Annotated in this window: 23 protein-coding genes, 1 pseudogene and 2 other annotated features; of the genes and pseudogenes, 8 read left to right on the forward strand and 16 right to left on the reverse strand. The window is 36.4% G+C overall.

Features of this window, described 5'->3' with window-relative positions; all coding sequences use genetic code 11:
- The first annotated feature begins 19 nt into the window (after positions 1 to 19).
- Together PLX19_RS09085 and PLX19_RS09090 are read left to right on the forward strand one after the other, a co-directional pair.
- The gene (locus tag PLX19_RS09085) at positions 20 to 1,729 is read left to right on the forward strand and encodes an Rqc2 family fibronectin-binding protein (protein ID WP_272188192.1); all 1,710 of its coding nucleotides are present in this window, start codon (positions 20 to 22) and stop codon (positions 1,727 to 1,729) included.
- A gap of 242 nt (positions 1,730 to 1,971) precedes the next feature.
- Positions 1,972 to 3,039, forward strand: a complete 1,068-nt coding sequence (locus PLX19_RS09090; RefSeq protein WP_272188193.1) for a M24 family metallopeptidase — start codon at positions 1,972 to 1,974, stop codon at positions 3,037 to 3,039.
- A gap of 232 nt (positions 3,040 to 3,271) precedes the next feature.
- Here the strand turns inward: PLX19_RS09090 and PLX19_RS09095 are convergent, their stop codons facing one another.
- Both PLX19_RS09095 and PLX19_RS09100 read right to left on the reverse strand, forming a co-directional pair.
- Positions 3,272 to 3,733 (reverse strand): DinB family protein, encoded by a 462-nt coding sequence (locus PLX19_RS09095; protein WP_272188352.1) that lies wholly within the window; start codon positions 3,731 to 3,733, stop codon positions 3,272 to 3,274.
- A gap of 101 nt (positions 3,734 to 3,834) precedes the next feature.
- Positions 3,835 to 4,803 carry an aldo/keto reductase gene (locus PLX19_RS09100; RefSeq protein ID WP_272188194.1) on the reverse strand — a complete coding sequence of 323 codons (969 nt, stop codon included), beginning with the start codon at positions 4,801 to 4,803 and terminating at the stop codon, positions 3,835 to 3,837.
- 151 nt (positions 4,804 to 4,954) lie between these two features.
- On the opposite strand from PLX19_RS09100, the gene PLX19_RS09105 reads away from it, so the two are divergent.
- From PLX19_RS09105 to PLX19_RS09115, 3 genes are all read left to right on the forward strand, one after another.
- On the forward strand, positions 4,955 to 5,620 hold the full coding sequence (locus PLX19_RS09105) for a TetR/AcrR family transcriptional regulator (protein WP_272188195.1): 666 nt from the start codon (positions 4,955 to 4,957) through the stop codon (positions 5,618 to 5,620).
- 369 nt (positions 5,621 to 5,989) lie between these two features.
- A complete protein-coding gene (locus tag PLX19_RS09110; RefSeq protein ID WP_272188196.1) occupies positions 5,990 to 6,325 on the forward strand; it encodes a hypothetical protein in 336 nt (111 codons plus the stop codon).
- 367 nt (positions 6,326 to 6,692) lie between these two features.
- Positions 6,693 to 7,223, forward strand: a complete 531-nt coding sequence (locus tag PLX19_RS09115) for a DinB family protein (protein ID WP_272188197.1) — start codon at positions 6,693 to 6,695, stop codon at positions 7,221 to 7,223.
- Positions 7,224 to 7,446: 223 nt separating this feature from the next.
- Here PLX19_RS09115 and PLX19_RS09120 read toward each other — a convergent pair whose 3' ends face one another.
- Both PLX19_RS09120 and PLX19_RS09125 read right to left on the reverse strand, forming a co-directional pair.
- Positions 7,447 to 8,811 (reverse strand): amino acid permease, encoded by a 1,365-nt coding sequence (locus PLX19_RS09120; RefSeq protein WP_272188198.1) that lies wholly within the window; start codon positions 8,809 to 8,811, stop codon positions 7,447 to 7,449.
- Positions 8,812 to 9,074: 263 nt separating this feature from the next.
- Positions 9,075 to 9,299, reverse strand: a binding site (T-box leader).
- A 48-nt stretch (positions 9,300 to 9,347) separates the two neighbouring features.
- Positions 9,348 to 9,572: a binding site (T-box leader), on the reverse strand.
- Positions 9,573 to 9,623: 51 nt separating this feature from the next.
- The gene (locus PLX19_RS09125) at positions 9,624 to 10,004 is read right to left on the reverse strand and encodes a YoqO family protein (RefSeq protein ID WP_272188199.1); all 381 of its coding nucleotides are present in this window, start codon (positions 10,002 to 10,004) and stop codon (positions 9,624 to 9,626) included.
- 276 nt (positions 10,005 to 10,280) lie between these two features.
- Here PLX19_RS09125 and PLX19_RS09130 point away from each other — a divergent pair, with 276 nt between their 5' ends.
- From PLX19_RS09130 to PLX19_RS09140, 3 genes are all read left to right on the forward strand, one after another.
- Positions 10,281 to 10,955, forward strand: a complete 675-nt coding sequence (locus PLX19_RS09130; protein WP_272188200.1) for an MOSC domain-containing protein — start codon at positions 10,281 to 10,283, stop codon at positions 10,953 to 10,955.
- A gap of 27 nt (positions 10,956 to 10,982) precedes the next feature.
- Complete coding sequence (locus tag PLX19_RS09135; RefSeq protein ID WP_272188201.1) at positions 10,983 to 11,237, forward strand: YbeF family protein; 255 nt, start codon at positions 10,983 to 10,985, stop codon at positions 11,235 to 11,237.
- Positions 11,238 to 11,466: 229 nt separating this feature from the next.
- Complete coding sequence (locus tag PLX19_RS09140) at positions 11,467 to 12,147, forward strand: HAD family hydrolase (RefSeq protein ID WP_272188202.1); 681 nt, start codon at positions 11,467 to 11,469, stop codon at positions 12,145 to 12,147.
- Positions 12,148 to 12,437: 290 nt separating this feature from the next.
- Here PLX19_RS09140 and PLX19_RS09145 read toward each other — a convergent pair whose 3' ends face one another.
- The 12 genes and pseudogenes from PLX19_RS09145 to pyrR all read right to left on the reverse strand — a co-directional run bounded on the left by PLX19_RS09145 (position 12,438) and on the right by pyrR (position 26,671).
- Complete coding sequence (locus PLX19_RS09145) at positions 12,438 to 13,352, reverse strand: GNAT family N-acetyltransferase (protein WP_272188203.1); 915 nt, start codon at positions 13,350 to 13,352, stop codon at positions 12,438 to 12,440.
- Positions 13,353 to 13,656: 304 nt separating this feature from the next.
- Complete coding sequence (locus PLX19_RS09150; protein WP_272188204.1) at positions 13,657 to 14,553, reverse strand: CPBP family intramembrane glutamic endopeptidase; 897 nt, start codon at positions 14,551 to 14,553, stop codon at positions 13,657 to 13,659.
- Positions 14,554 to 15,032: 479 nt separating this feature from the next.
- Positions 15,033 to 15,665 carry an orotate phosphoribosyltransferase gene (gene pyrE, locus PLX19_RS09155; RefSeq protein ID WP_272188205.1) on the reverse strand — a complete coding sequence of 211 codons (633 nt, stop codon included), beginning with the start codon at positions 15,663 to 15,665 and terminating at the stop codon, positions 15,033 to 15,035.
- Positions 15,662 to 16,378 carry an orotidine-5'-phosphate decarboxylase gene (gene pyrF / locus PLX19_RS09160; RefSeq protein WP_272188206.1) on the reverse strand — a complete coding sequence of 239 codons (717 nt, stop codon included), beginning with the start codon at positions 16,376 to 16,378 and terminating at the stop codon, positions 15,662 to 15,664. The genes pyrE and pyrF overlap by 4 nt, the downstream gene beginning before the upstream one ends.
- Before the next feature lie 2 nt (positions 16,379 to 16,380).
- Positions 16,381 to 17,292 carry a dihydroorotate oxidase B catalytic subunit gene (gene pyrD / locus PLX19_RS09165; protein ID WP_272188207.1) on the reverse strand — a complete coding sequence of 304 codons (912 nt, stop codon included), beginning with the start codon at positions 17,290 to 17,292 and terminating at the stop codon, positions 16,381 to 16,383.
- Positions 17,289 to 18,068, reverse strand: coding sequence for a dihydroorotate oxidase B electron transfer subunit (gene pyrK, locus PLX19_RS09170; RefSeq protein ID WP_272188208.1), 780 nt, complete (start codon positions 18,066 to 18,068; stop codon positions 17,289 to 17,291). The genes pyrD and pyrK overlap by 4 nt, the downstream gene beginning before the upstream one ends.
- On the reverse strand, positions 18,065 to 21,283 hold the full coding sequence (gene carB / locus PLX19_RS09175) for a carbamoyl-phosphate synthase large subunit (protein ID WP_272188209.1): 3,219 nt from the start codon (positions 21,281 to 21,283) through the stop codon (positions 18,065 to 18,067). Before carB ends, pyrK begins: the two co-directional genes overlap by 4 nt.
- Positions 21,268 to 22,365 carry a carbamoyl phosphate synthase small subunit gene (locus PLX19_RS09180; RefSeq protein ID WP_272188210.1) on the reverse strand — a complete coding sequence of 366 codons (1,098 nt, stop codon included), beginning with the start codon at positions 22,363 to 22,365 and terminating at the stop codon, positions 21,268 to 21,270. Before PLX19_RS09180 ends, carB begins: the two co-directional genes overlap by 16 nt.
- Positions 22,362 to 23,648, reverse strand: coding sequence for a dihydroorotase (gene pyrC / locus PLX19_RS09185; protein ID WP_272188211.1), 1,287 nt, complete (start codon positions 23,646 to 23,648; stop codon positions 22,362 to 22,364). The genes PLX19_RS09180 and pyrC overlap by 4 nt, the downstream gene beginning before the upstream one ends.
- Positions 23,632 to 24,546, reverse strand: coding sequence for an aspartate carbamoyltransferase catalytic subunit (locus tag PLX19_RS09190; RefSeq protein WP_272188212.1), 915 nt, complete (start codon positions 24,544 to 24,546; stop codon positions 23,632 to 23,634). The genes pyrC and PLX19_RS09190 overlap by 17 nt, the downstream gene beginning before the upstream one ends.
- A 105-nt stretch (positions 24,547 to 24,651) precedes the next feature.
- Positions 24,652 to 25,977, reverse strand: a pseudogene (locus PLX19_RS09195) (solute carrier family 23 protein); the annotation flags it as partial.
- Positions 25,978 to 26,125: 148 nt separating this feature from the next.
- Positions 26,126 to 26,671, reverse strand: a complete 546-nt coding sequence (pyrR, locus tag PLX19_RS09200; protein ID WP_272188214.1) for a bifunctional pyrimidine operon transcriptional regulator/uracil phosphoribosyltransferase — start codon at positions 26,669 to 26,671, stop codon at positions 26,126 to 26,128.
- Between the last annotated feature and the right edge of the window lie 169 nt (positions 26,672 to 26,840).

Consider the following 26,840-nt stretch of genomic DNA (forward strand, 5'->3'; position numbering starts at 1 on the left):
TGAGAAAGGAGTGTTCAACGTGGCATTCGATGGATTATTTACAAGAGCAATCACACATGAAATTGCAAACTCTCTTCAAACAGGAAGAATTTCAAAAATATATCAACCATCAAAATATGAAATTTTATTACATATTCGGGCAAACGGAAAAAATCAAAAATTACTTCTTTCCGCTCACCCAACATATGCACGGATGCATCTAACGGCACAAAATTATGACTCCCCGGCATTACCGCCAATGTTTTGTATGCTTCTTCGCAAACATTTAGAAGGTGGATTCATTGAAAAGATTGAACAAATTGATTTAGAACGAATGGTTCAAATTAAAATTCGTAGCCGCAATGAAATTGGTGATGAATCATTCAAAACATTAATCATTGAAATCATGGGACGTCATAGCAATATCATTTTGGTAGACTCCAAAACAAATATAATTTTGGACAGCTTAAAACACGTTTCTTTAGCGGTAAACCGGCACCGCACTGTATATGCCGGGTCTGAATATATTGCACCGCCAACACAACAGAAAATCAATCCCTTGCAAATTGAAACGCAAGAAGAATTTATCAGGCCGCTCGACTTTTTATCAGGAAATATGGATAAACAACTCGTAGGAGCTTTTACAGGAATCTCTCCATTATTTGCAAAAGAAGTAGTTGCAAAGGCTGGCATGGTGAATGAGCATGCATTATCTGAAGCATTTTTCACATTGCAAAAACCGCTCTTACAACATCAGTATACGCCTTCGATGATTGTAGCAAATGGGAAAGAATTCTTTTATTTATTCCCACTTTCACACTTAAAAGGTGAAGAAAAGACATTCTCATCTATAAGTGAATTACTAGATCGATTCTTCTTTGGAAAAGCGGAGCGTGACCGTGTAAAGCAACAGGCCCATGATTTAGAACGGTTTATGCAAAATGAAAAAGCGAAAAATGTAAAGAAAGTAATTAAATTACAAAAAACGTTAGAAGACGCGGGCAAAGCAGATAAATATCAACTATTTGGTGAATTGCTTACAGCTAATATGTACGCCATGAAAAAAGGCGACAAAGAAATTGAAGTTATCAATTACTATGATGAATATAGCGGCACTGTAAAAATTACTTTAGATCCGCTACGCACACCATCAGAAAATGCACAGCGTTATTTCCAAAAATATCAAAAAGCAAAAAATTCTATCGCAATCGTTGAAGAACAAATCGAAAAAACAAACGAAGAAATCTTTTACTTTGACAGTTTGCTCCAACAAATGGAAGCTGCTTCTTCTAAAGATATTGAAGAAATTCGCGAAGAACTAGCTGAAGAAGGATATATGCGAAATCGCAAGGCAAAAAATGTAAAGAAGAAACCTACGAAACCTATATTAGACAAATATATCGCAAGTGACGGAACAGAGATTTTAGTCGGGAAAAATAACAAACAAAATGATTATTTAACAAATAAACTTGCACGCCGGGATGAAATTTGGCTTCATACGAAAGACATTCCAGGATCACACGTAGTCATTCGTTCATTAGAGCCAAGCGAAGAGACATTAATTGAAGCAGCAAAGCTTGCTGCCTACTTTAGTAAAGCAAAAGAATCGAGTTCAGTTCCAGTCGATTATACAAAAATTCGTCATGTGAAAAAGCCGAGCGGAGCAAAGCTTGGATTTGTGACATACGATAATCAGCAAACAATATATGTAACACCGGATACAGACACAGTGATGAAATTAAAAGCTTAAAGGAAAGAGATGATTACAATCGGGTAATCATCTCTTTCCTTTTTTACACAATCATTTTTCTGTCAAATAATATAGACACAAATTCATCTCGTGTGTCTATATTATTTGACAGGGATATAACGAAACTCTTTTCACAGCAGATCTTTACTCCCAATCCATGCTGAATAAACAATTTTTCTCCTTATGCAAAATGTTGGCATTATTCTTGCTTTAGAATAAGGAGATGAAAGGGAGGAATTAAAATGAATTCAAGAATAAAAAAAATTCAAGAACAGCTACATCAATTTGGAATAGACGGATTACTTATTACAAAAAAAGAAAACCGTAGGTACGCTACTGGATTTACAGGTACTGCTGGAGTTGTCTTAATCTCTCCTACAAATGCCGTATTTATTACAGATTTCCGTTATACAGATCAAGCGAAAGCACAAATACACGAAGCAGAAATTATGATGCATAAAGGAAACATCGAACAAGAAATTGCAGCCCAAGTAGACAGATTACAAATTAAAAAACTAGGCATAGAAGAAAATAATATGACGCTGAAACAATACACAGCGTTAAAAAAATATACAAATATCGAATTGGTTCATGTAAATGAAATAATTGAGACAATTCGTACTATAAAAGAAGACTTCGAAATCGAAATGATTAGGATTGCCGCTCGCATCGCAGATGATGCTTTTGAGCATATTACAACTTTCCTAAAACCTGGCGTATCCGAACGCGATGTAAGAGATGAATTAGAATTTTTCATGCGAAAACAAGGTGCTTCCTCTTCATCATTTGACATTATCATAGCGTCCGGTACTCGCTCTTCTCTTCCACACGGAGTAGCCACAAGTAAAATCATTGAAGACGGGGACATTGTTACATTAGATTTTGGTGCACTTTATAACGGGTATTGCTCTGATTTAACACGTACTGTTGCAATCGGTAGCTGTTCCGAAGAATTCGTAAAAATATACAACATAATACTTGAAGCTTTAAAACGAGGCACCGAAGCAATTCGTCCAGGTGAATCAGCAAAAACAATCGATGACATTACAAGAAATTACATTACTGAGCATGGATACGATGAATATTTCGGTCATTCGACAGGCCATGGACTAGGGTTAGAACTTCATGAACCTCTTCGATTATCAAAAGACAGTACAGACACACTGAAAGAAGGAATGGTTGTCACTGTAGAGCCAGGTATTTATATCCCAAATTGGGGCGGCTGCAGAATTGAAGATGATATTGTCGTGACAAAAACTGGGCATGAAGTAATTACACATGCGAATAGAGAACTTATTGTTTTAGGATAGAATAGAACATTGAACAATATTACCGCTCTATCCCACTGTCTATTGGATGTGCTCTTATAAACCTTTTTTCATGACTTTGAGATGATGGAGTTTTGCATATAATAAACACTAGAGGAAATAGTTGAAAAAACAAGAGACTTCTTTCAACATGAAGAAGCCTCTTGTTTTCATTCTACGCTAACAATCATAATCCATTTCCTTTAACTATAACTTAATATGAGAAGTTATTTTATTAAACTGGATAACCTCCACCAAGTGGAGGCCATGCCTCAAATAAACGACGAAGCAATACAATCTCTCCTAAATGATAACTATTATGTGAAGCAATATTACGTAACGTATCGGCTCGCGTTACATCTGGATACTGTGCTAAAGGCTCATCAAGATTTGTAGTTTGAGCAATTGTACAAGCAATATCAATTCCCGCTAGAAATCCTTTTATAATCTCCGCCCATTCTTCTTGATTTTCCGCCATATTTTCAACTGGCCAACTCTCTTTTATGTCCGCTGGCAGTTGTAATTTTTCTCCATGTAAACCACGTAAAAGGAAATCTTGCCAATATTTCATATGCATTACAAGTTGGTAGATGGAATACGGAATGTTTTCTACTTGTTTTCCTGATAGTTCCCAATCTATATCTGTAATTGCATCTTTAATTGGAATATGTCCGCGTTCTCCTAGTAATGATTTCATTAACGTTCTAGCAAATGATTCATTTATCAAATGATTGCTTTCTGTATGCACATAATCCCATCCTTTACCTTTTCAATTGATTTTTTATATGATTATTAATCTTAATATCGATTACCAAACGTATCTCCAATAGGTGCAATCATATTTAAATACGCTAACTCTTTCTTTGTTAAAGTTATTTCAAGAGCTGCTACGTTTTGCTCCAAATACTTCACTCGCTTTGTACCTGGAATTGGTATGATTCCTTCACCTTGTGCAACGACCCAAGCAAGCGCTAATTGTGCAGCTGTACATTCTTTCTCTATCGCAAGCTGTTTAATCCCTTCAACAATTTTCATATTCGAAGTAAATGCTTCTTCTGAAAAACGCGGATTATAGTATCTCCAATCATTAGGTGTTAATTGATCACGACTTGTTAAATTTCCCGTTAAAAATCCGCGGCCAAGTGGACTATATGGAACAAATCCAACGCCTAATTCACGACAAATTTGTAAAATATCTTTCTCTGGATCGCGTGACCAAAGAGAATATTCTGTTTGAACAGCTGAAATTGGATGAATTGCATGAGCTCTTTTTAATTGCTCACCTGTTACTTCAGACAGCCCGATATAACGTACTTTTCCTTCTTGCACTAACTCTGCCATTGCACCTACAGTTTCTTCAATTGGTGTATTCGGATCAACGCGATGTAAATAATATAAGTCGATGTAGTCTGTTCCTAATCTTCTTAAACTTGCTTCGCATGCTTCCTTCACATATTGAGGTGATCCGTTATACCCTAATGCTTTTGTGGCATTTCGCAGCGCTCCGAACTTCGTTGCAATTTTCACATCATGCCGAAATCCCTGTAACGCTTTCCCTACTAGCTTTTCATTTGTTCCCATTCCATCTTCATCATATCCATAAATATCCGCTGTATCGAACATTGTTATTCCAAGTTCAAAAGCGCGATGAATTGTTTTTATCGCCTCTATCTCATCTGTTTGACCATAAAATTCAGACATTCCCATACAACCTAATCCCATTTCCGCCACTTCTAAACCTTGTAAACCTAGTTTCCTCATTTTCATAAGTACGCCTTCTTTCGAAAAGATAATGTAACAAGAGAATAACATACACCTAAGAATAAGTAAACTATTTTAACGTTTTTAGTTCAATTAGTTCAATTTGTATAAATTCATAAATTTACTTATAATAAAGTGAATTGCAAGGAGGGTTGTTATGTTAAATAACAATATTGATAATCAAGTAGAAATGAAAAAGAAGCTCATTTTCAAATTATTACCAGTCGTAAAAAAACATGGAATAAGCTCATTACGAACAGATGATATTGCCCGTTATATGGATATTAGCAAAGCAACTATGTACAAATATTTCTCATCAAAAGAAGAAATTATCCAATACATCGTCAAAATTTATGCCGAATATATTACAAGCATTGACCAAATAATTTTTGAAGTGACAGTTCCATTTGGAGAGCGATTTCAAAAAACATTTGAACAGTCATTACTCATAGCTTTCTACATATCTGATACCTTTCTATCAGACTTAAAACATAATGCTCCTGTACTATATGAACAAATCATACAAGCTCAAAACGAACGAAATACTAAATTAAAAAAATTCTATGAGGAACATATAGACACAGAAGTGTTCAACGATATCAATCCAGCACTCATACTGCTCCAAGACGATATACTACTGCGAAAGCTTTTTGAACCTACAATCTTAATTCAAAACAATATGACTTTATATCAAGCACTCTTTGATTATTACGTTCTTAAAAAGCAACAAATCATTCATCATAAATATAAAGACGAAGTAGACGACTCAAAAATGGAATCTACAATACAATATATCGTTCAAAAGGTCTCTAATTATATATAAATAGAACACCGACTAACACTTGTTCCACCGGACATCTTACAAAATCTTATTATTTTTTCACATCCATTTTGTAAGGTGTCCTTTTTTTATTTCTTTCAACTCTAAAAGGCTTTATGTATATCATTTGTTATTTTGTCTATACCGTTCAACTGATTGTTCCTTTAATTCAAATAAATGTGTGACTCTCCAAACTTTTATTACATAAAAGTTATCTCCAGATTATTTTTGACACAGAATTGTACTCTAATAGAGATTCATACCTTTCAGTTACCCCTATAAAATTCTGAACAAACAGAATTTTATTGTATTTATAACCAAAATAGTATGCCATCTCACAAATTTAAAATAAAATGCAACAGGAGGTTATAAATGAACAATCAACATATCGAAGTAGTTCCCCTTTTCCTGCAACATTATATTCTCAAATTAACCATTCCTATTTTCCTTTTATTTTTCTTTGTATTCCAAAATAATACGATTATATATTTTTTTCTTTTCTATTACTTATTAGCAATTTCTCTACACTTATGTCTCGTATATAGAAAAAAATATAAAAGTTACAGACTTAAAAAAACTGTCCGTCTCTTCCCTAAAGAAACAGGAACACTAAGCATCATTATGCAAAACAATGCTAAACTAGATTCTCATCTACTGACCTCTCTAGAAAAGGAAGTTGAACATATTATTTATCAACAAAAAACGTGAAGGAATAATTTAAATCCCAAAATCATAGCAGTTAAAGATCAATCACTACATTTTTATTCCCCTACAAAAAAAGGAATCTCTTCCTATTTGAAGAAATGAAATAAAGTGAAACTTTAATCAGTTCTCACCAATCGGGCTTTTACGGGCAGTTTATCTCCCGCCTAGCTTCTTAAGAAAAGCGGAAGTGGCTCGTTCAGAATCGTAGGACGTCGAAGCCCCCGACAAAGAGGCGCTTTTTGCCTCGTCCGAGGTGGGCAAGATTCTAGCCACTGGAACTGGACAATGCTACCGCTGAATTTTGAGGCGGGAGTATTACTGCCCGCGAATAGCGGGATAAAGGTCTACATTCCATAATAGGGGGATTACAATGGAGAATTTATTTTTAATTGATAAAATCGACGGATTAAGCGACGATTTTTCTAAACTTGTTTCGATGATGAATTATGCACGCTTCTCAACACTACGTGCCATTCAAGATTTAACAACTGAAGAATTAGATTACTTATATGATGAAAATGCAAATTCAATCGGTATGCTTCTGTATCATATGGCGGCTATCGAGTTTTATTATCAAATTCATACCTTTGAAGAAAGAGAGCCGACGGAGGAAGAACTAGAACGCTGGCTACCAGGCGTTGAATTAGGTAATCTTGGACGCCAAAAAATAAAAAACCAACCGTTAGACTTCTACATCAACACATTACAAGAAGTTCGTGATAAAACAATCGCTACATTTCAATCACTTCCAAACGAATGGTTATTTAAAACAACTCCATTTTGGGAGGATAAGCCAGCAAACAATTATTTCAAATGGTTTCATGTGTTTGAAGACGAACTAAATCATCGTGGACAAATTCGCATGATTAAAAAAATGCAACAGGCTCAATCCGTAAAATAATATGTAAAAAAGCTGTATTACTTTATAGGTGAAGTAATACAGCTTTTTGTTATGACTTTGATTAATTTTATTAAACTCTTATTTCAGTAAATGAAATTATTTTTTTGCCCCAGACTACACTTTTTATCTTCAAACATGACAGAGCACACTTATTCAATAGAAGTGTACCCTGATCATTACTCTATTAAGTTTTAAAATATACTATATTATTCCGCTCATAAATTTAGCTTATATGCTTTAATTGTGTTTCTTCTTTCTTTCTATTCCGCCCTTTAAATAAAGCAAAACCAATTAAAATTGCTAAAGTTGTAAAACAAACCACTGTTCCGACTGAAATTCCATTACTAAACGTTGAGCCTATGAAAATAATACATAATCCCACGATTCCAATAATAGTTGTAGTTGGAAATAACTTCATTTTAAAGTTAGGCATCGTTGCATAGTTAGGACGTAATTTAAGTTGCGCAAAGCAAATACTTAACCAAAGCAATAACATTGTAAACCCTGGAATTGTCATCATTGTTCCGATAATACTATTTGGAGCAAAGAATGCTAGTCCTGCCCCTATCAATAATAATAAGCCATTTAAAGCAATTGCAATGATTGGCGCACCTGATTTCGCAGTCTGTTTCAATATTTTTGGCGCTTCTCCTTTTTCAGCTAACGCAACCATTGTTCTGGAAGTAGCAAAAACTCCTGAATTCGCAGCTGAAAGAACTGCAGTTAATAAAACAAAATTCATAATGTGCGCAACACCTGGGATACCAATGGCATTCATTACTTGTATAAATGGACTTTCATTTCCTGCAACTTCATTCCAAGGTATTAATCCCGCAATAATTATAATGGGCAAGATATAAAATATGATTACGCGCCAAACAACACCCTTTATAACTTTAGGTAACACCTTTTCAACGTCTTTTGTCTCAGAAATTGCTACCCCTATTAATTCAGATCCTCCGAACGAAAACATTACAATAAAACAAGCACTAAATACCCCTTTAATACCATTTGGAAAGAATCCACCATGCCCAAGTAAATGTTCCGTTGGTGTTGACGGAGCAAAACTCGTTAGTCCAAATAAGACTGCTCCTCCTAAAAGGATGAATAATACAAGTGCCAAAATTTTTATACTAGCAAACCAAAATTCCATTTCGCCATAAAATTTCACTTGAAAACTGTTAATTCCCACAACTAAAAGCGCACAAATAGCACTTAGTAACCAAAGAGGTACATTTGGAAACCAAAATTGTAAAAAAGATCCTGCAGCTAATATTTCTACAATTGTAACAAGCGTCCAGTTAATCCAGTATAGCCATCCAACTACAAATGATACGTGAAACCCAAAAGCCTTATGAACTAAATGTTGAACATTTTGATTTGGATAAACAACAGCCATTTCAGCTAAAGCCACCATAACAATCATCATTAATAATCCACCAAGTAAGTACGAAATAATTACGCCAGGCCCAGCAATCCCTAAAGTATCTCCACTACCTTTAAAAATACCCGTACCAATCATTCCCGCTAACGCTAAAAATTGCACATGTCTAGGTAATAACTCTTTCTTTAAACCATCTTTCTTCATTCTGTTCTCCTCTTTCTGTTCCTAGTTTTTCAAATTGTTTTGCAAGTGATTTTACATAGTAATAGCCATCTTCCATAGCTATTCACCTCCTTTACATTTCTATTTGTACTTGGTGAATGAATTGATTTATATTAGCTAAATTCATTTTTTAAATAACGGCCTGTCAATCTTATCCACAATTAAGCCTTTTAAAAACATCATCATTCATACATTTAGGTACTTCTATTTAAAAAGCGAATAAAAAGCCCCTACTGAAATTAATCAGTAGGGACGATTTTATTCGCGGTACCACCCTAGTTATTGACAAACTTTATCTGCCAATCTCTTCATTCTCTATAACGGCTCTTCACCGTCTTCCCCTTACTATTCGCTCGAAGAAGATGCTCCTGGATCGTAATTCATGTTGTTCTATGTACTGACTTACACCAACCGCCAGCTCTCTTTAACAGGGAGAACATACACTACTCTATTCCATTCATCGCTTATCTATTATTTTGTTGTTATGAAAATACAAAAAATCCCTACTGAAATTAATCAGTAGGGACGATTTTATTCGCGGTACCACCCTAGTTATTGGCAAACTTTATATGCCAATCTCTTCATTCTCTATAACGGCTCTTCACCGTCTTCCCCTTACTATTCGCTCGAAGAAGATGCTCCTGGATCGTAATTCATGTTGTTCTATGTACTGACTTACACCAACCGCCAGCTCTCTTTAACAGGGAGAACATACACTACTTTATTCCATTCATCGCTTATCTTATTTACTTAATGATTATCCTATAATAAATAAGGTGAAAAAGCAATATTTTTTATACATTAAATGTATCGTCATGTAATAATAACTTTCTATTAACTGTGGAAACAATCATTCCAGAAACGATTAAAATTACAAATATATAAATGAATTTCGCTAAAAATAACCACTCTTGAAAAAGTGACATAACAGCCATTTTTTTCTGACCTTCTAATAATAAAAATGCTACAGTAGGTACTAGAATAATATATTCAATCGTAAAAATTAGTTTCTTTTTCTTACTTAAATTTCGAATATCATCCCACCTATATAGCAAAGAAAAAATAATTCCAACAATAAAAACAATGTTTATCCAATTGCCTGCAATTCGATGATTTAAAATAATAGATAAAATAAAACAACCAATTAAGCCGTAAAAACCTATTTTTTTCGCCATAACCCCTCCTTTATTTTCCATATTTAGAATTACTTTTATTATAACATTTACTCATTATGTTTTCTGTATGTCGTCCTTATTCTATTACGGTGAGTGAAATTGTTCTCCTATTTTAAACAGTTAACCATACTGAAGGATATTCATACTTTTTCATGCTATTTATGACCTCTGCTATAATCAATTTGCAATTACATGAATTTTCTAACAAAAATCGTAATCCCTATCACATTTTATGGTAATATAAACCATATATAAAGACCGAAAGGAGTTATACTTATGCCACACATTATTTCTATCAATATCGGAACACCGCAAAAATTCCAGTTTCAAGGGAAAGAAATTGAAACTGGTTTGTTTAAAAAAAGTGTTAACAAACCGTTACATTTATCGACACTTAACTTCGAAGGCGACGGTCAAGCTGATTTAAAACACCACGGCGGGAAAGATAAAGCTGTTTGTATATATGCCATTGAACATTATCCATATTGGGAACAAGAGCTAACGCAGCAACTTCCATACGGAGCATTCGGAGAAAACTTAACAGTAACAGGATTACTGGAATCAGATGTATGCATTGGTGATATATATAAAATAGGAGAAGCTCTCGTACAAGTAACACAGCCGAGGCAACCTTGCTATAAACTATCTTATCGCTACGATCTAAAAGACTTCCCGCTTCTTGTTCAAAACACGGGATTTACTGGCTTTTATGTAAGAGTACTAACAGAAGGAACTGTTTCCCCTTCTGATGAAATAAAATTAATAGAACAAAATAAACATCGCATCACAATAGCCTTCGCAAATGAAATCATGCACCACGATAAACAAAATATTGAGGGTATACAACGCATATTAGCAGTTGATTCTTTATCAGGTAGCTGGCGAAATACATTTAAGAAGCGATTAGAAGGAAAAGAAACGAGTACAGAAAAACGTTTAACAGGAAAATAATAAACTTGTAAGAAAAGAGGACAACGCATGAGTGAATTTATATTCGTATTATTTGTTTGTCCATTACTTATCTTTATTTTTTCTGTTATTGGTACACGGGTTACAAAAACATATTATGTGATGCCTATTATTACATTTGCGATTTTTCTTATTTTGGCAGTAACCTTATTTAATCGATCATTTTTCTTTTGGGTTGGGATGTATAGTATTTTTTCATTTCTTGTTTCTTATATAACACTATTATTTGTAAAGGGTAAAAAAGAAGTAGATAAAAAGCAATAACTATATACATACAAATCGACTTTCCAACACACAATTTGTCGCCATGCAAAGCAACAAGTAACTTGCTACTTTCTCTCTTTATTTAAATATTACATGTGGAAGAAAAAGGAACTAACCGCTTCTACGCGTGGCCAGACGCTCCCGTCCATCTAAAAAGAAAAAGGTTTTATGTCAGGTTTTTAATTTGGATTTATATATATCATTACATGTTACTAAAGGAGCACTATTCATGATTTTCTTTGATATTGATGGTACTTTACTTGATTATGAGCTTGCTGAAAAAAATGGTATTCTTGACTTCTTTCGTAAACATAATTCCGTTTTTTCTGGCAAAGAATTCGAAGCTAGTAAACTATGGAATCGACTCTCAGAACAATACTTCAATCTATTTTTATGTAATGAATTATCGTTTCAAGAGCAAAAAAGATTACGAATGAAAGACCTTTTTCAGCAATACGGTATTCATTTAACGAACAAAGAAGCTGATCTGAAATTTAACCTATATTTATCCTCATACAAAGAAAACTGGACAGTGTATGCAGATGTAATCGATGTATTGGAGAGCTTAAAACAAAAAGGTTATCTATTAGGAATTATTAGTAATGGAGATTACAATCAACAAATTGAAAAACTAAACCGTTTACATATCCTACATTATTTTAATGCAGTCATCGCCTCTAGTAGGGTAGGGGTGGCAAAACCAAATATAGCTATCTTCCAAGCAGCTAGTATGACAGCAAAGTGCCGGGTTCAAGATTGCTATTATATAGGAGACAGATTAGAAACAGATGCTCTTAGCAGTAAAAATGCTGGTATGCACGGAATATGGTTAGATCGAGGTAATAAAAAACAACAATGTAGTGTCCCTACTATACAATCATTGCATGAGCTAATTTCTATACTTACATAAACGCTCTAGTACGTCATGATAAAATTGTTAGATAATGATTACTGGACCTCTATTTTATTTTCCCTGAATGTTGAGACAAGGAGCCATATTGTAGTCCATCCATATAAAAAAACGACCGTGTTTCCTCCTAACGGGTTCGGCTTTGTAGTACAAAACACCAAAAAACAGTGAAAATAGCACAATAAAAAGGAGCTTGTTTAATCAAGTTCCTTTTCTTATGAATTTAAATGACATCTTCTTCATAAAGCACCTGTTAGTTTAACAACTCTTGGGACCCCATCTTTTTTCAATCATACTACATACATATCGCTTAAAGATTTATTTCTAATAAATCCAAGGTCTTCATAAAGCTTAATCGCTGGATTATCTTTGATTACAGCTAAACGGGTAGCTGGGTACTCTTTACTTGATATGTTTATAGAATGGGTTAACAAAAATCGTCCAAGACCTTTATGTTGATGTTCAGGGTCTACAGCTAAACTCATGATTAGAGGATAGTCTTCAAATTCCATGTGCAGACATACACCAACAATGTTGTTCGTGCTCTGTTCTATAATAACTCTTGAACACTCATCCATGATTTTATTATTTTGATATTTTCCTATGAACCCCTTTACATGATTCGTATAATCCTCTTTGAGTCCGATTTGTTTATAAGCTGGATTTGCTTTATAAGATTTCATTATTAAACATGCTATATCATCTATATCTTCGCCTAAAACAGATTTAGAGATATACCCTTCAGGAAGCATTGCCTTTAATGATTGTGTTGGACGAATCATCCAATAATTAACTTCATGAACCTGGCATCCTTTTTGTTCATAAGTTGGTACGCGTTCTTCTACAATGTCTCTCAGGATGATTTTCTCCTCAGTCTTCGATACCTTTTTTAAATGGCTTAAAAGCTTGTGGACTAATCCGTCATAATCCTCATAAGGAGGAACAACAAATAAATCTGACATAAAATTTGGCTTTAGGAAAACACCACCAATGATGTTTTCCTCATTCATAATTAAATATCCACAGTCAAAAATGGTTACAATTTCTAACAATGTCTCCAAGGACCTTCTAAAAAAGTAGTCTGCATATTTTTGTCCATAATAAATGGAATAATATCGAATGTATTCTTTCGGTTCTTGATAAACTAATCTTAATCCATCTTCTAAATCAATAAGTTCATTCAAAGATTGAACTTGCTCACTCATAGTTTTCTCCCCCTTTTCTTCAACTAAACTGCCCGTTAGTTTCCTCCTTGGTCGTTTTTTTCTTAAAATAAGATTATTTTCATATGAAATTATGTAGCTACTCAGCCATATATTTCATTTAGAAGTTTTCAGCATATAAATTGCTACCATGAAGAGATAAATAGCAATGCACCTCGCTACCTTTCTTTGTTTTAAAACTTTGCACGTGGCAGAAAAGGGCCCTGACCGCTCCAAAACATAACCAGTCCCTCTCGACCATCTAAAAAAGTGCTTTTCTTCCTTTATTTACAGAGGGAATGAGTAGTTACTCAGGCATTATGCTGTTTCCCTTCCTTCCCCATAGTTGTCTCCATAGTCCTACCGAAACAACTGCAAGCATAATTGTCGTAATCACACTTCCTTCGATTCCGAATGCTCCCCCATGTAATAGGTCGGGACCACTCGTAACTGATTTAAATAAAGGTGTAGAATATGCAGTTGTTCCACTCACTGCAAAACCATATACATTAAATTGAGCCCAATTCCATATAGAATGCCAAGCACATATCCCCCAAAGACCGCCCTCTTTTAGTACATAAAATGCCGCAAATACACCAACTAATATGATATTTAATATTGAGAGAATTGTAATATCAGGGTTAAATAAATGAAGAAAACCAAATAGAACTGAAGTTACAACCACCCCAATCCATGTGCGACTTCTTACAGATATAACAGGAAACAACCACCCTCGTACTACAACCTCTTCTGCGGCTCCTTGTATTAAAAATGCAACTAAAGATCCGAATATACTAAAGATACCTGTCGTTGTAATATGTTGTATTTGCAATTGTACAGCTCCTGTTATAATAAGAACTACTACTGGTATTGATATGAAAATAAATCCTAGCAAAGCTCCGCGCAAATACTTTTTTATCCATTGTCCTTTCCAAAGTCCAATGGATGAAAATGATCTTTTCTCTACAAATCGAACCCATAAAAATACAATAAAAATTGTTCCTCCAAATGTTAATATCATTTGTAAATCAAGATATATTCCCTCCATAAAGGTCGTTTTTGCCTTTGGTAAAAACAACATAAAGAGCATAAACACTTCACCTAACACTAAAAATAAAATTGTTAATATTACCGCTAAAATAGGATGTACTTTCTTTCTCCCTTCTCGTGCTGCTTCTATTGTTTTAAATTGATCATTATTCATCTTTTCCTCCCAAGTCCTTCGTTATTTTTGTTACAATCTACTTACAATTCTCCTAACTCTTACACCTAGTTAAAAATGTAATAATAAAAACTAATAAGGGCGGTTCATTTTATTATCTTTTCGATACGACATCCTTCATCGTACTTATTTTCGACACATAGCACATTTTTCCTTTTTCTTGTAATATGTAAATTTATGAACATGAGAAAGATGACTCCGCCAATACCGAAGTCATCTTTTACATCCTTATATTCTTTAAAGTCTTTCTTATTACACTTTCCATCAGATACTATTCATATTTCAAATTATCTTTATTTTTACATCGCATGCGGCAGAAAAAGGCCCTGACCGCTTCTACACATGACCAGACGCTCTTGCCCACCTAAAAAAGAAAAAGTTTTTCAGGCTCGGTTTTTAATTTGTATTTATATAAAAAACACGACCGCGTTTCCCCCACACGGTCGTGTTTTTCTTTATGATTACGCTGTAACCCAAGCCTCGTCAGCTGGATTTTTGCGCCATTCTTGTAGTTTCTTCATTTCTGCTTCGCCAATCATACCTTTTTCTGCTGCTACTTCTGTAAGTGCACTGTAGTCGCTTAAAGAGTATGATGCAACGTTTGCTGCTGCTAATTTTTCTTTGCCTGCTTCAAGTTCGTATGTGAAGATTGATACGATTCCTAATACTTCACAACCAGCTTCGCGAAGTGCCTCTACACAAGTGATTGCACTGCCGCCAGTTGAGATTAAATCCTCTACAACAACAACTTTTTGGCCTTTTTCTGCTTTACCTTCGATTTGATTTCCTTTACCGTGACCTTTTGCCTTGCTGCGTACATAGCACATTGGTAAGTTCATACGATCGCTTACCCAAGCAGCGTGAGCAATACCTGCTGTTGCTGTACCTGCAATAACTTCAACATCTCCGAAGTGAGTTTGAATTAATTCTTCTAATCCTGCTGCAATCGCTTGGCGTACTTCTGGGTATGATAACGTTAAACGGTTATCACAATAAATTGGTGATTTCATGCCAGAAGACCATGTAAATGGATCATTTGGTTGTAAAAATACTGCTCCGATATCTAATAAATGAGATGCAATTTGTTTTTTCATACTGTTACACCCTCCCACTGTTCTTTTACAATTTGATACGCCTCGCGTGGGTTTTCCGCTTTTGTAATACTACGTCCTACTACGATATAACTAGAGCCTAGTTCACGCGCACGTTTTGGCGTTGCCACACGTACTTGGTCATTTACATCGTCGCTTGCAAGACGAATCCCCGGTGTTACTGTTACGAAAGCGTCTCCGCATACTTCGCGTAACTTTGGTACTTCAAGCGTTGAACAAACAACGCCGTCCAAACCGCTTTCTTTTGTTAATTTCGCATAGTGAGCAACCGCTTCTTCTAACGTTTTCTCAATGCCGATCTCTTTTTTCATTACTTCTTCCGATGTGCTTGTTAGTTGTGTAACTGCAATACAAATCGGTCTCTCTTTTCCTTCTTTCTTACCTTCCTCTAATCCCTCAAGCGCATATTTCATCATACTGCTTCCCCCAGCAGCATGAACGTTTACCATATCAACTTCTAAACTAGCTATATTGCGCATTGCACTTTTTACTGTATTCGGAATATCATGAAGTTTCAAATCTAGAAAAATTTGATGTCCTTTTTCTTTTAAATACGTGATAATGGCAGGTCCCTCTTTATAAAACAGTTCCATACCAACTTTGACAAATAATTGTTCTCCTTCAAAGTAACTTAAAAACTGTTCTACCTCTTCCTTACCTGGAAAATCTAGTGCAACTATTAAAGATTGTGACATGTTTACTTCCAGCTCCTTCCACGACATTCCGAAATGTGTTCAAATCCTAATTCATCTAAAAGTGCTGGTAATTCTTCAATAATTGTTGGACATACAAACGGATCAACGAAGTTGGCTGTGCCAACTGCTACTGCACTTGCACCAGCGTAAAAGAACTCAATTACATCTTCCGCCGATTCAATACCGCCCATTCCGATAATCGGAATGTTAACAGCTTGACTCACTTCGTGCACCATGCGAATTGCAACTGGTTTAATCGCTGGTCCAGATAATCCACCTGTACGATTTGCTAAAATTGGTTTTGCTGTTTTTAAATCTAAACGCATGCCAAGCAATGTATTAATCATCGTTAATCCGTCTGCCCCCGCGTTTTCAATTGCTTTTGCAATCTCAACAATGTTTGCAACGTTCGGTGATAGCTTTACGTATACCGGAACTTCAGATACCTCTTTTACACGTTTCGTTAAATCTGCTGCAATTTCCGGTACTGTACCGAAAGCAATTCCACCTGTCTTCACATTTGGACAAGAAATATTTAATTCTAGCGCATGAACATTTGGTGCTTTCGAAATTTCCTTTGCAACTGCTACATAATCTTCAGCTTGTGACCCAGCAACATTCGCAATAATAGGAAGATCGAATTGCTCTAGAAAAGGTAATTCGGAAGTCATTACCTTTTCTAGACCTGGATTTTGAAGTCCAATTGCATTTAACATTCCACCTGGTGTTTCAGCAACGCGAGGCGTTGGATTTCCATAACGAGGTTGCTCTGTTGTTGCTTTAATCATGATTGATCCAAGTACACTTAAATCGTAAAATTGTGCATACTCACGACCAAACCCAAAGCAACCAGAAGCCGGGATGATTGGATTTTTCAATGATAATCCTGGTAATTCAATTTGCAATCTGTTCATAGTACAACCTCCCCGATTGGAAATACTGGCCCGTCGCTACACACCTTCTTGTAAGAATGTCCGCTTGGATCTTCTTGCAAGTGGCATACACATGCGAAACACGCCCCAATTCCACAGCCCATACGTTCTTCTAGGGAAATATAGGCTTTTTTCTCTTTATAACGGCCTTCTAATGCACGTAGCATTGCCAGTGGTCCACATGAATAAAGAATGTCAAAGTCAATTCCATATGCATCAATTACATCTGTTACAAAGCCTTTTGTACCATGTGTACCGTCGACTGTTGCAACATACGTATCACCAAGTTCTGCAAATTTATCTTCGTAGAAGACGACATCTTTCGTTTGGAAGCCTAAGATGTGAATGACACGTATACCTTTTGCAACAAGGCGTTGTGATAATTCATAAAGTGGTGGCACACCAATCCCGCCCCCAACTAATAAAGCTGTTTGTCCTACCTCTGCTTCTTCTACTGGAAATCCATGACCTAATGGCCCTAATACGTCTACAAGGTCACCTTGTTTTCTCTTTGCTAATGTTTTTGTTCCTTGTCCTTCTGCACGGTATAGCATTGTAAATTCATTTTTCTCTTGATCTACATTGCAAATACTAATTGGGCGGCGCAAGAGGGGCGTAATGCCCTCTGCTACCTTAATGTGTACAAACTGCCCAGGTTCGTTCATGTGCTGTACTAAATCACCTTGAAGCACGAGCTCGTAAATATTTTTTGCGATTTCTTTTTGGTTAACGACGATCATATTTTGCTTTTGCATCATGCATGTACCACCTCGTGACGCTCAGCCCCCGCAAATTCTTTCATTGCGTGAGCTGAAAATGTCATAGACTCTAGTACTCGTAAAATCGCTCTTGTTGTATCAAGTGATGTTAAACATGCTACACCATTTTCTACAGACTCACGACGAATACGGAAGCCATCACGTGCTGGTTGTTTTCCTTTTGTTAATGTGTTAATAACAAATTGCGCTTTTCCTTGGCGAATAATATCAAGCAAATTGTAGTCTTCAGAATCAATTTTGTTTACAACTTGAACTGGAACGCCTTGGTCTGTTAATGATTTCGCAGTTCCTGCTGTCGCTAATAAATTATAGCCAATTTCATGGAATCGCTTTGCAATTTCCATTGCTTCTTCTTTATCTTTATCTGCTACTGTGATGATTACAGATCCGTGCGTTGGAATATTGATTCCGGCAGCAACAAGTCCTTTATATAATGCTTTTTCAAGCGTTAAATCTTTACCCATTACTTCCCCTGTTGATTTCATTTCAGGTCCTAATGTTGTATCAACAGAACGTAGTTTTGCAAAAGAGAATACCGGAGCTTTTACATACACTTCTTTCTCTTCTGGACGATATCCAGTTTCATATCCTTGTTCTACAAGATTTTGACCTAAAATAACTTTTGTTGCGATATTCGCCATCGGTACGCCTGTAATTTTACTTAAGAATGGTACTGTACGGCTCGCACGTGGGTTTACTTCAATTACATACACTTCGTCTTTGAATACTACAAACTGGATATTCAGTAATCCAACAATGTTTAATCCTCTTCCAAGTGCGATTGTATTTTCGATAATTTGTTCTTTCAGTTTTGCAGATAAGCTTTGCGGTGGATATACTCCAATTGAGTCACCAGAGTGAACTCCAGCGCGTTCAATATGTTCCATAATACCTGGAATGAATACATTTTCACCGTCTGAAATTGCATCTACTTCAATTTCTTTACCAACCATGTAACGGTCAATTAATACTGGATGATCCGCATGAACTTTAACCGCATTTTTCATGTAGTGTAGTAGTTCTTCTTGACGATATACGATTTCCATCGCACGTCCACCTAGTACATAAGATGGTCTTACTAATACTGGGTAACCAATTTCTTCAGCGATTTCTACCGCTTGTTCTACAGTCGTTGCTGTTTTTCCAACTGGCTGTGGAATGCCTAACTCTGTTAAAGCTGCTTCAAACTTATCACGATCTTCTGCACGGTCTAAATCTTCTAGCGATGTACCTAAAATTTTCACGCCGCGCTCTTGTAATTTTGCCGCTAAGTTAATTGCTGTTTGCCCACCAAATTGAACGATTACGCCTTCTGGTTGTTCTAAATCGATGATGTGCATTACATCTTCAATTGTAAGTGGTTCAAAATATAATTTATCTGAAATACTAAAGTCTGTTGAAACTGTTTCTGGGTTATTATTTATAATAATTGCTTCGTAACCAGCTTCTTTAATTGCCCATACAGAATGAACTGTTGCATAGTCAAACTCGACACCTTGACCGATGCGAATTGGACCAGAACCAAGAACGACTACACTTTTACGCTCTGTCACGATTGATTCGTTTTCATCACCATATGTGCTGTAGTAGTAAGGTGTTGCGGATTCAAATTCTGCTGCACATGTATCTACCATTTTGAATACTGGTGTCATACTGTTTTCTTTACGCATATCATAAATTTCACGCTCTGTTTTACCCCAAGCAGCTGCGATGTAATGATCGCTGAATCCCATTGCTTTTGCTTCTTGTAATACTTCCATATCACCTACATGATTTTTAATGTTACGCTCCATGTTTACGATGTTTTCAACTTTTTGTAAGAAGAAGAAGTCCATTTCACACCATGCATTAATTTCTTCTTGCGTTACACCTTGACGAATCGCTTCTGCTACAACGAACAGACGCTCATCATCTGCTTTTATAATACGTTTTTTCATTGTTTCTTTATCCAGCTCTTTTAAGTGATCAAGCTCTAAATGATAAACACCAAGCTCTAAAGAACGAACTGCTTTTAATAATGATTCTTCTAAATTACGACCGATTGACATGACTTCCCCAGTCGCTTTCATTTGTGTGCCAAGCGTTCTGTTTGCCGATTCAAATTTATCAAATGGCCAGCGTGGAATTTTAGAAACAACATAGTCTAATGCTGGTTCAAAGCATGCATATGTTTTTTGTGTAACCGGGTTTACAATCTCATCAAGTGTTAAGCCGACTGCAATTTTCGCTGCCAATTTTGCAATTGGATATCCTGTTGCTTTTGATGCTAATGCAGATGAACGACTTACACGTGGATTTACTTCGATTACATAGTATTGGAAACTATGTGGGTCTAATGCAAGCTGAACGTTACATCCACCTTCAATTCCTAATGCACGAATAATTCTTAATGAAGTATTACGTAACATTTGATATTCACGGTCACTTAATGTTTGGCTTGGTGCAATAACGATGGAATCTCCTGTATGCACACCAACTGGATCGATATTTTCCATGTTACATACTACAATCGCATTATCGTTTGCATCACGCATTACTTCATATTCAATCTCTTTAAAACCAGCGATACTTTTTTCTAATAAACATTGTGTTACTGGACTATGTTTTAGACCACTTGTTACAATTTCAATTAACTCTTCTTCATTATGGCAAATACCACCGCCAGTTCCGCCTAGCGTAAATGCAGGGCGAACAATGACTGGATAATCAATTACTTTTACAAATTCATATGCTTCATCAAGCGTATGAATAATTTCACTTGGTGGTACTGGTTCGTTTAAATCTTGCATTAATGTACGGAATAAATCACGATCTTCCGCTTGCTCAATTGCTGATAATTTTGTTCCTAAAATTTCAACTCCGCACTCTTCTAGTACACCTGATTTCGCAAGTTCAACAGCCATGTTTAGTCCCGTTTGTCCGCCAAGTGTTGGCAAGATTGCATCTGGACGCTCTTTACGAATAATACGGCTTACAAATTCTAATGTTAAAGGCTCAATGTATACTTTATCTGCTGTTGCAGTATCAGTCATAATTGTTGCTGGGTTAGAGTTTACAAGGATTACTTTGTAACCTTCTTCTTTAAGAGATTGACAAGCTTGCGTTCCAGAGTAGTCAAACTCAGCTGCTTGCCCGATTACAATAGGTCCTGATCCGATTACTAAAATTGTGTTAATGTCTAGGCGTTTTGGCATAACTCTTCCCCTTCTTTCTTAAAGTTTTCGATCATTGTTAAGAAGTCTTCAAATAAATTGTTTGCATCTTCTGGTCCTGCTGATGCTTCTGGATGATATTGCACTGTAAATGCTGGGAACTTCGTATGACGAAGACCTTCTACTGTTCCATCATTTAAAGCTACATGTGTAATTTCAAGATCTGTACTTTTAACTGATTCTTCTTCTACTGCGTAACCATGGTTTTGAGAAGTAATGGCTACTTTTCCAGTTGCAAGATGCTTTACTGGATGATTTAAACCACGGTGACCGAATTTTAACTTGCTTGTATTTGCACCAGATGCTAGAGCGAACAATTGATGGCCAAGGCAAATCCCGAATAATGGTACTTTTCCGATAATGTCTTTTAGCATTTCAATTGCTTCTGGTACATCTTTTGGATCCCCAGGTCCATTACTTAACATAATTCCATCTGGGCTAAGACGTAAAATCTCTTCAGCCGTTGTATTGTATGGTACAACAATTACATCACAGTCACGTTTATTTAGTTCTCGTAAAATACCATGCTTCATACCGAAGTCTACAAGTACAACGCGATGACCACGGCCTGGACTTGGATATGGATCTTTTGTTGATACGCTTTTCACATGATCTGTAAAGACTGTCTCTTTTAATTGGCTAACGATGTACTCTACATCCACATCCATGTTGCAAAGACGTCCGCGTAATGTTCCATATTGACGAATTTTTCGTGTTAATTTTCTTGTATCAATTCCTGCTAATCCTGGAATGTTTCTTTCTTTTAAATAATCATCTAACGAAATTTCATTACGGAAGTTAGATGGGTGATCACAAATTTCGTTTACTATTAAACCATTTACAGATGGATGAATTGATTCGAAATCATCACGGTTAATGCCGTAGTTTCCGATTAATGGGTACGTAAATGTTACAATTTGACCGCAGTATGATGGATCAGATAGTGTTTCTTGATATCCAGTCATTCCAGTTGTAAATACAACTTCACCTGACTTTTCGATTTCTCCTCCGAAACCTTTTCCAATTAATACTGTTCCATCTTCTAAGATAAGCTGTCTTTTCATACTAATGCACTCTCCTTTTGCCATGCGATCTTACCGTCAACTAATGTCATAATCGGCCATCCTTGACATTTCCAGCCCGTAAATGGCGTATTTTTTCCTTTTGATAAGAATGTTTCTGGGTCAATCTCTTCTTCTTGTTCTAAATCGATAATTGTAATATCAGCTGCTCTTCCTGCTTGCAGGCGACCTGCTTCTAAACCAAATGTGTCAGCTGGTTTTTCTGTTAAGAATTGAATTAACTGTTCTAATGTGATAATTCCTTTTTTCACAAGGTTTGTATATAGTAATGGGAATGCTGTTTCAAAACCAGTAATTCCGAACGGTGCTCTTTCAATACCTTGTGCTTTTTCTTCCGCCGCATGCGGTGCATGATCTGTTGCTATTATATCAATCGTTCCATCTAATAATCCTTCAATTAACGCTTCTTGGTCTTCTTTTCCTCTAAGCGGTGGGTTCATTTTAAAGTTTGGATCAGCTGATGGGATATCATCTTCACATAATATTAAGTGATGCGGTGTTACCTCTGCTGTTACTTTAATTCCAGCACGTTTTGCATCACGAATCACTCGTACAGATCCTTTTGTACTTACGTGACATACGTGATAATGGCAATCCGCCGCCTCTGCAAGTAATATATCCCGGGCAATATGTACAGATTCACATACTGATGGGATACCGTTTAATCCGTGTTTCTCAGAAAACTTCCCTTCATGTACACAACCTTTATTAATTAACGTATTTTCTTCACAGTGTGCAACAACTGCCATATTTAATTTTGCTGCACGCTTCATAGCAGCTAGCATCATGCTCGCATCTTGTACGCCTACTCCATCATCAGTAAATGCGAATGCACCAAGTTCTTTTAATGTTTCAAAGTCTGTCATTTCAGAACCTGCTTGACGCACTGTAATAGCACCGTACGGTAATACATTAACGTGTGCTTTTTCTTGAATTCGTTTTTGTAAATCTTCCATATGTTCTTTACTATCTGGTACAGGACGCGTATTCGGCATTGCACAAATTGTTGTAAATCCACCTTTTGCTGCCGCAAGTGTACCTGTTTCAATTGTTTCTTTATGCTCACCACCCGGTTCGCGAAGATGTACGTGTACATCAATTAACCCAGGTGCAATTAATTTTCCGTTTACATTAATCACTTCTACATTTTCAGCAGTAATGTTTTCTGCTACTTTCGCAATCTTACCGTCTTGTACGAGAAGGTCTGTTGTCACGATAATTCCCTCTTCATTTACATAGCGACCATTTTTAAACAAATAATTCATGTTTCATTCCTCCTAATACATTTGGTAATGCGCGTTTTAATACAGCCATTCTTACATAAACACCGTTTTCCATCTGTTTAAAGATACGTGAGCGTTCACACTCGACAAGTTCACTTGCAATTTCTACATCACGGTTCACAGGTGCTGGGTGCATAATAATGCTTCCTGGCTTCATGCGTTTCTCACGTTCAATCGTTAAACCGTGTTCTTCATGATACTCTTTCATAATGTCTGTTTCATAGTGATCATGACGCTCATGCTGCACGCGTAGTAACATCATTACATCAACTTCTGGAATTAGTTCGTCTAATGCTTTGTACGTTCCAAATGTGTTCGTTTCGTCTTTCCATTCTTCTGGACTTGCAAAATAAACGCTTGCTCCTAATTTCGTTAACGCTTCTGCATTTGAACGTGCTACTCGGCTATGACTGATATCTCCAACAATTGCAATTTTCAGTCCTTTAAATGTTCCAAATTCTTGTTTTATCGTTAGTAGATCAAGCAAACATTGTGTTGGATGATTTCCACATCCATCACCTGCATTTAAGATTGGAATATTCACTTGCTCTCTAAGTTCATCAAAGTATCGATCTTGCTCGTGGCGGATGACAACAGCACTTGTTCCTATCGATTCTAGTGTTTTTACCGTATCGTACAATGTTTCTCCTTTTTGCACGCTAGAAGACTCTGCTGAGAAGTTGAGAACATCAAGTCCTAAACGTCTCTCTGCTACTTCAAAGCTAAAACGTGTTCTCGTACTATTCTCAAAGAATAAGTTTGCGACAAACGTTTGCTCTGTCGCTTTTATGCCCTTTCCGCTTGCGAAATCTTCTGCATCTTTTAGAATTTCTGAAATCTCCTGCTCCGATAACTCACTCATCGTTAACAAATGGTTCATTGTCATCCCTCATCTTTCTGATTTTTATCATAGCACTTGTGAATTTATATAATATTAACTGCATAAAAACACCCTAATCTTGTGAGACTAGGGTGTAACAAACTACACACCCTTTTCCGTCTCACAGGACTGAATTAAAAGGCTGTCTTTATGAAGCAATCTGCTTTGATTTTTTTTCTCTTTCATTTCAGGTAAAACGAGATTTAACAGTACTCCCACGATTGCCGCAAGAGCCATCCCCTCCACTTGGAAAGATTGACCAATATGAAGTACTGCACCGCCAATGCCAATTACTAATATGACAGACGCAATCATTAGATTACGTTTATCTCCGAAATCTGTTTTCTCATCTACTAACATACGTAAACCGCTTGATGCAATCACACCGAAGAGTAAGATTGATACACCGCCCATTACCGGTGTTGGAATCGAATGGATAAGCGCTGAGATTTTCCCAATAAATCCGAAGATAATTGCACATATTGCTGATCCGACGAATAGGTACACACTGTATGCTCTTGTGATCGCAAGTACCCCAATGTTTTCACCGTATGTTGTATTTGGTGGTCCTCCAATTGTTGATGCGATAAATGTTGCAATGCCATCACCCATAATAGAGCGGTGTAAACCTGGTTTTTGAATCAAATCTCTATTTATAACATTTCCAAGTACAATTTGATGCCCAATATGTTCTGAAATTGTTACGACCGCAACTGGTACCATTACTAGTACTAATTTCCACGAAAACTCCGGTGTATATGTGACAAATGGTACTATGAAGTCTGGTACATCGAACCATTTTGCTTCTACCACTGGTTTCAAATCAACTAAGCCTTGGAAGTAGGCAAAGATATAACCACCTATGATTCCAATTAAAACTGGTATGATGCTAAGGAAGCCTCTTCCAAAAATTGAGCAGATGATTGTAATTGCTAATGTTACGAGTGCAACTGAAAAGTGTGTAAAGCTATATTTTCCATCTGCATTATTCATTGCCATATTTACCGCGGTATGTGCAAGCCCCAGTCCAATTACCATAACAACTGGACCAACTACAATTGGTGGTAAGAGATTCATAATCCAGTTTGATCCAGACTTTTTAATTCCAAGTGCAATCAACATGTAGACAAGCCCTGCCATCATTCCGCCAAGCATAGCTGCTCCTGGGCCACCTGCTGCTTTTGCTGTAATAATCGGTGCAATGAATGCAAACGATGATCCAAGGTAAGCTGGTACTTGCCCTTTCGTCACAAGTAAGAATGCTAGTGTTCCTACTCCACTCGATATTAAAGCAACTGCTGGGCTTAACCCTGTTAAAAATGGCACAAGCACCGTTGCCCCGAACATGGCGAATAAATGTTGTATACTTAACAATAACCATTTTCCTGGTTTCGGTATTTCATGAATATCTAACACTGGCTTTTGTTCCATTGATATCTCCTCCTCCAATACCTGAAAACTTACAATAAAAAAACTCTTTGTGACTATGCACAAAGAGTCCTATACTTACGTATGTCAAATTAGACATATGAAAGTCAAGACCCTTTGGCAGCCTCACGGGACTACATTTAAAAGGGCTTTATTTTTTTTCGTATATGCTTACTCGATCTTGTTTATCTGTTTCTTGAAGGTCTACTTCAATACGTTCTTCGCTTGATGTTGGAATGTTTTTCCCAACATAATCAGCGCGAATTGGCAGTTCACGGTGACCTCTATCTACAAGAACAGCTAGCTGAATTTGTGATGGTCTACCAATGTCCATTAACGCATCCATAGCAGCTCGCACTGTTCTTCCTGTATATAATACGTCATCAACAAGAATAACTTTTTTATTTGTGATGTCAACTGGAATGTCTGAACCTTTTACAAGCGGTTCTTTGTTTTTAGATTGCAAAGTTAAGTCATCACGATATAACGTAATGTCTAATTTACCGACGGCCATTTCTTTTCCTTCAATTTGACCAATTCGTTCTGCTAAGCGCTGTGCGATGAAAATACCGCGTGTTTTAATCCCAACTAGAACACAATTTTCAACACCCTTATTGCGTTCTACAATCTCATGACTAATGCGTGTTAAAGCGCGGCGAATCATTTGATCATCTAGTACCACTGCTTTTTCTTGCATGTTCTTCACCTCCAGGCTTTTTTCATGCATGAGAGGAATGGTATAAAAAAACCTCTCGTCGTGTGCGAGAGGGTCTTCTGAAAAAGGGTACAAATATACCCTATGTATTTCAAACCGTTACCTTCTCAACCTCACGGGGTTGTGTTAAAGGACTTATTCAACTGCTGTT

Origin of the sequence: Bacillus sp. BP-3 (assembly GCF_028401955.1) — a bacterium.
Taxonomy (GTDB): Bacteria; Bacillota; Bacilli; order Bacillales; family Bacillaceae_G; genus Bacillus_A.

Coding starts and splice junctions, on each gene's coding strand:
- PLX19_RS09140 (WP_272188202.1), top strand. CDS start 11,467: ATGATTTTCTTTGATATTGATGGTACTTTACTTGATTATGAGCTTGCT.
- carB (WP_272188209.1), bottom strand. CDS start 21,283: ATGCCAAAACGCCTAGACATTAACACAATTTTAGTAATCGGATCAGGA.
- PLX19_RS09110 (WP_272188196.1), top strand. CDS start 5,990: ATGAACAATCAACATATCGAAGTAGTTCCCCTTTTCCTGCAACATTAT.
- PLX19_RS09145 (WP_272188203.1), bottom strand. CDS start 13,352: ATGAGTGAGCAAGTTCAATCTTTGAATGAACTTATTGATTTAGAAGAT.
- PLX19_RS09100 (WP_272188194.1), bottom strand. CDS start 4,803: ATGAAAATGAGGAAACTAGGTTTACAAGGTTTAGAAGTGGCGGAAATG.
- pyrD (WP_272188207.1), bottom strand. CDS start 17,292: ATGAACAGATTGCAAATTGAATTACCAGGATTATCATTGAAAAATCCA.
- pyrE (WP_272188205.1), bottom strand. CDS start 15,665: ATGAAAAAACAAATTGCATCTCATTTATTAGATATCGGAGCAGTATTT.
- PLX19_RS09130 (WP_272188200.1), top strand. CDS start 10,281: ATGCCACACATTATTTCTATCAATATCGGAACACCGCAAAAATTCCAG.
- PLX19_RS09125 (WP_272188199.1), bottom strand. CDS start 10,004: ATGGCGAAAAAAATAGGTTTTTACGGCTTAATTGGTTGTTTTATTTTA.
- PLX19_RS09135 (WP_272188201.1), top strand. CDS start 10,983: ATGAGTGAATTTATATTCGTATTATTTGTTTGTCCATTACTTATCTTT.
- PLX19_RS09095 (WP_272188352.1), bottom strand. CDS start 3,733: ATGAAATCATTACTAGGAGAACGCGGACATATTCCAATTAAAGATGCA.
- PLX19_RS09115 (WP_272188197.1), top strand. CDS start 6,693: ATGGAGAATTTATTTTTAATTGATAAAATCGACGGATTAAGCGACGAT.
- PLX19_RS09190 (WP_272188212.1), bottom strand. CDS start 24,546: ATGAACCATTTGTTAACGATGAGTGAGTTATCGGAGCAGGAGATTTCA.
- pyrK (WP_272188208.1), bottom strand. CDS start 18,068: ATGATGCAAAAGCAAAATATGATCGTCGTTAACCAAAAAGAAATCGCA.
- pyrF (WP_272188206.1), bottom strand. CDS start 16,378: ATGTCACAATCTTTAATAGTTGCACTAGATTTTCCAGGTAAGGAAGAG.
- pyrR (WP_272188214.1), bottom strand. CDS start 26,671: ATGCAAGAAAAAGCAGTGGTACTAGATGATCAAATGATTCGCCGCGCT.
- PLX19_RS09090 (WP_272188193.1), top strand. CDS start 1,972: ATGAATTCAAGAATAAAAAAAATTCAAGAACAGCTACATCAATTTGGA.
- PLX19_RS09180 (WP_272188210.1), bottom strand. CDS start 22,365: ATGAAAAGACAGCTTATCTTAGAAGATGGAACAGTATTAATTGGAAAA.
- PLX19_RS09120 (WP_272188198.1), bottom strand. CDS start 8,811: ATGAAGAAAGATGGTTTAAAGAAAGAGTTATTACCTAGACATGTGCAA.
- pyrC (WP_272188211.1), bottom strand. CDS start 23,648: ATGAATTATTTGTTTAAAAATGGTCGCTATGTAAATGAAGAGGGAATT.
- PLX19_RS09105 (WP_272188195.1), top strand. CDS start 4,955: ATGTTAAATAACAATATTGATAATCAAGTAGAAATGAAAAAGAAGCTC.
- PLX19_RS09150 (WP_272188204.1), bottom strand. CDS start 14,553: ATGAATAATGATCAATTTAAAACAATAGAAGCAGCACGAGAAGGGAGA.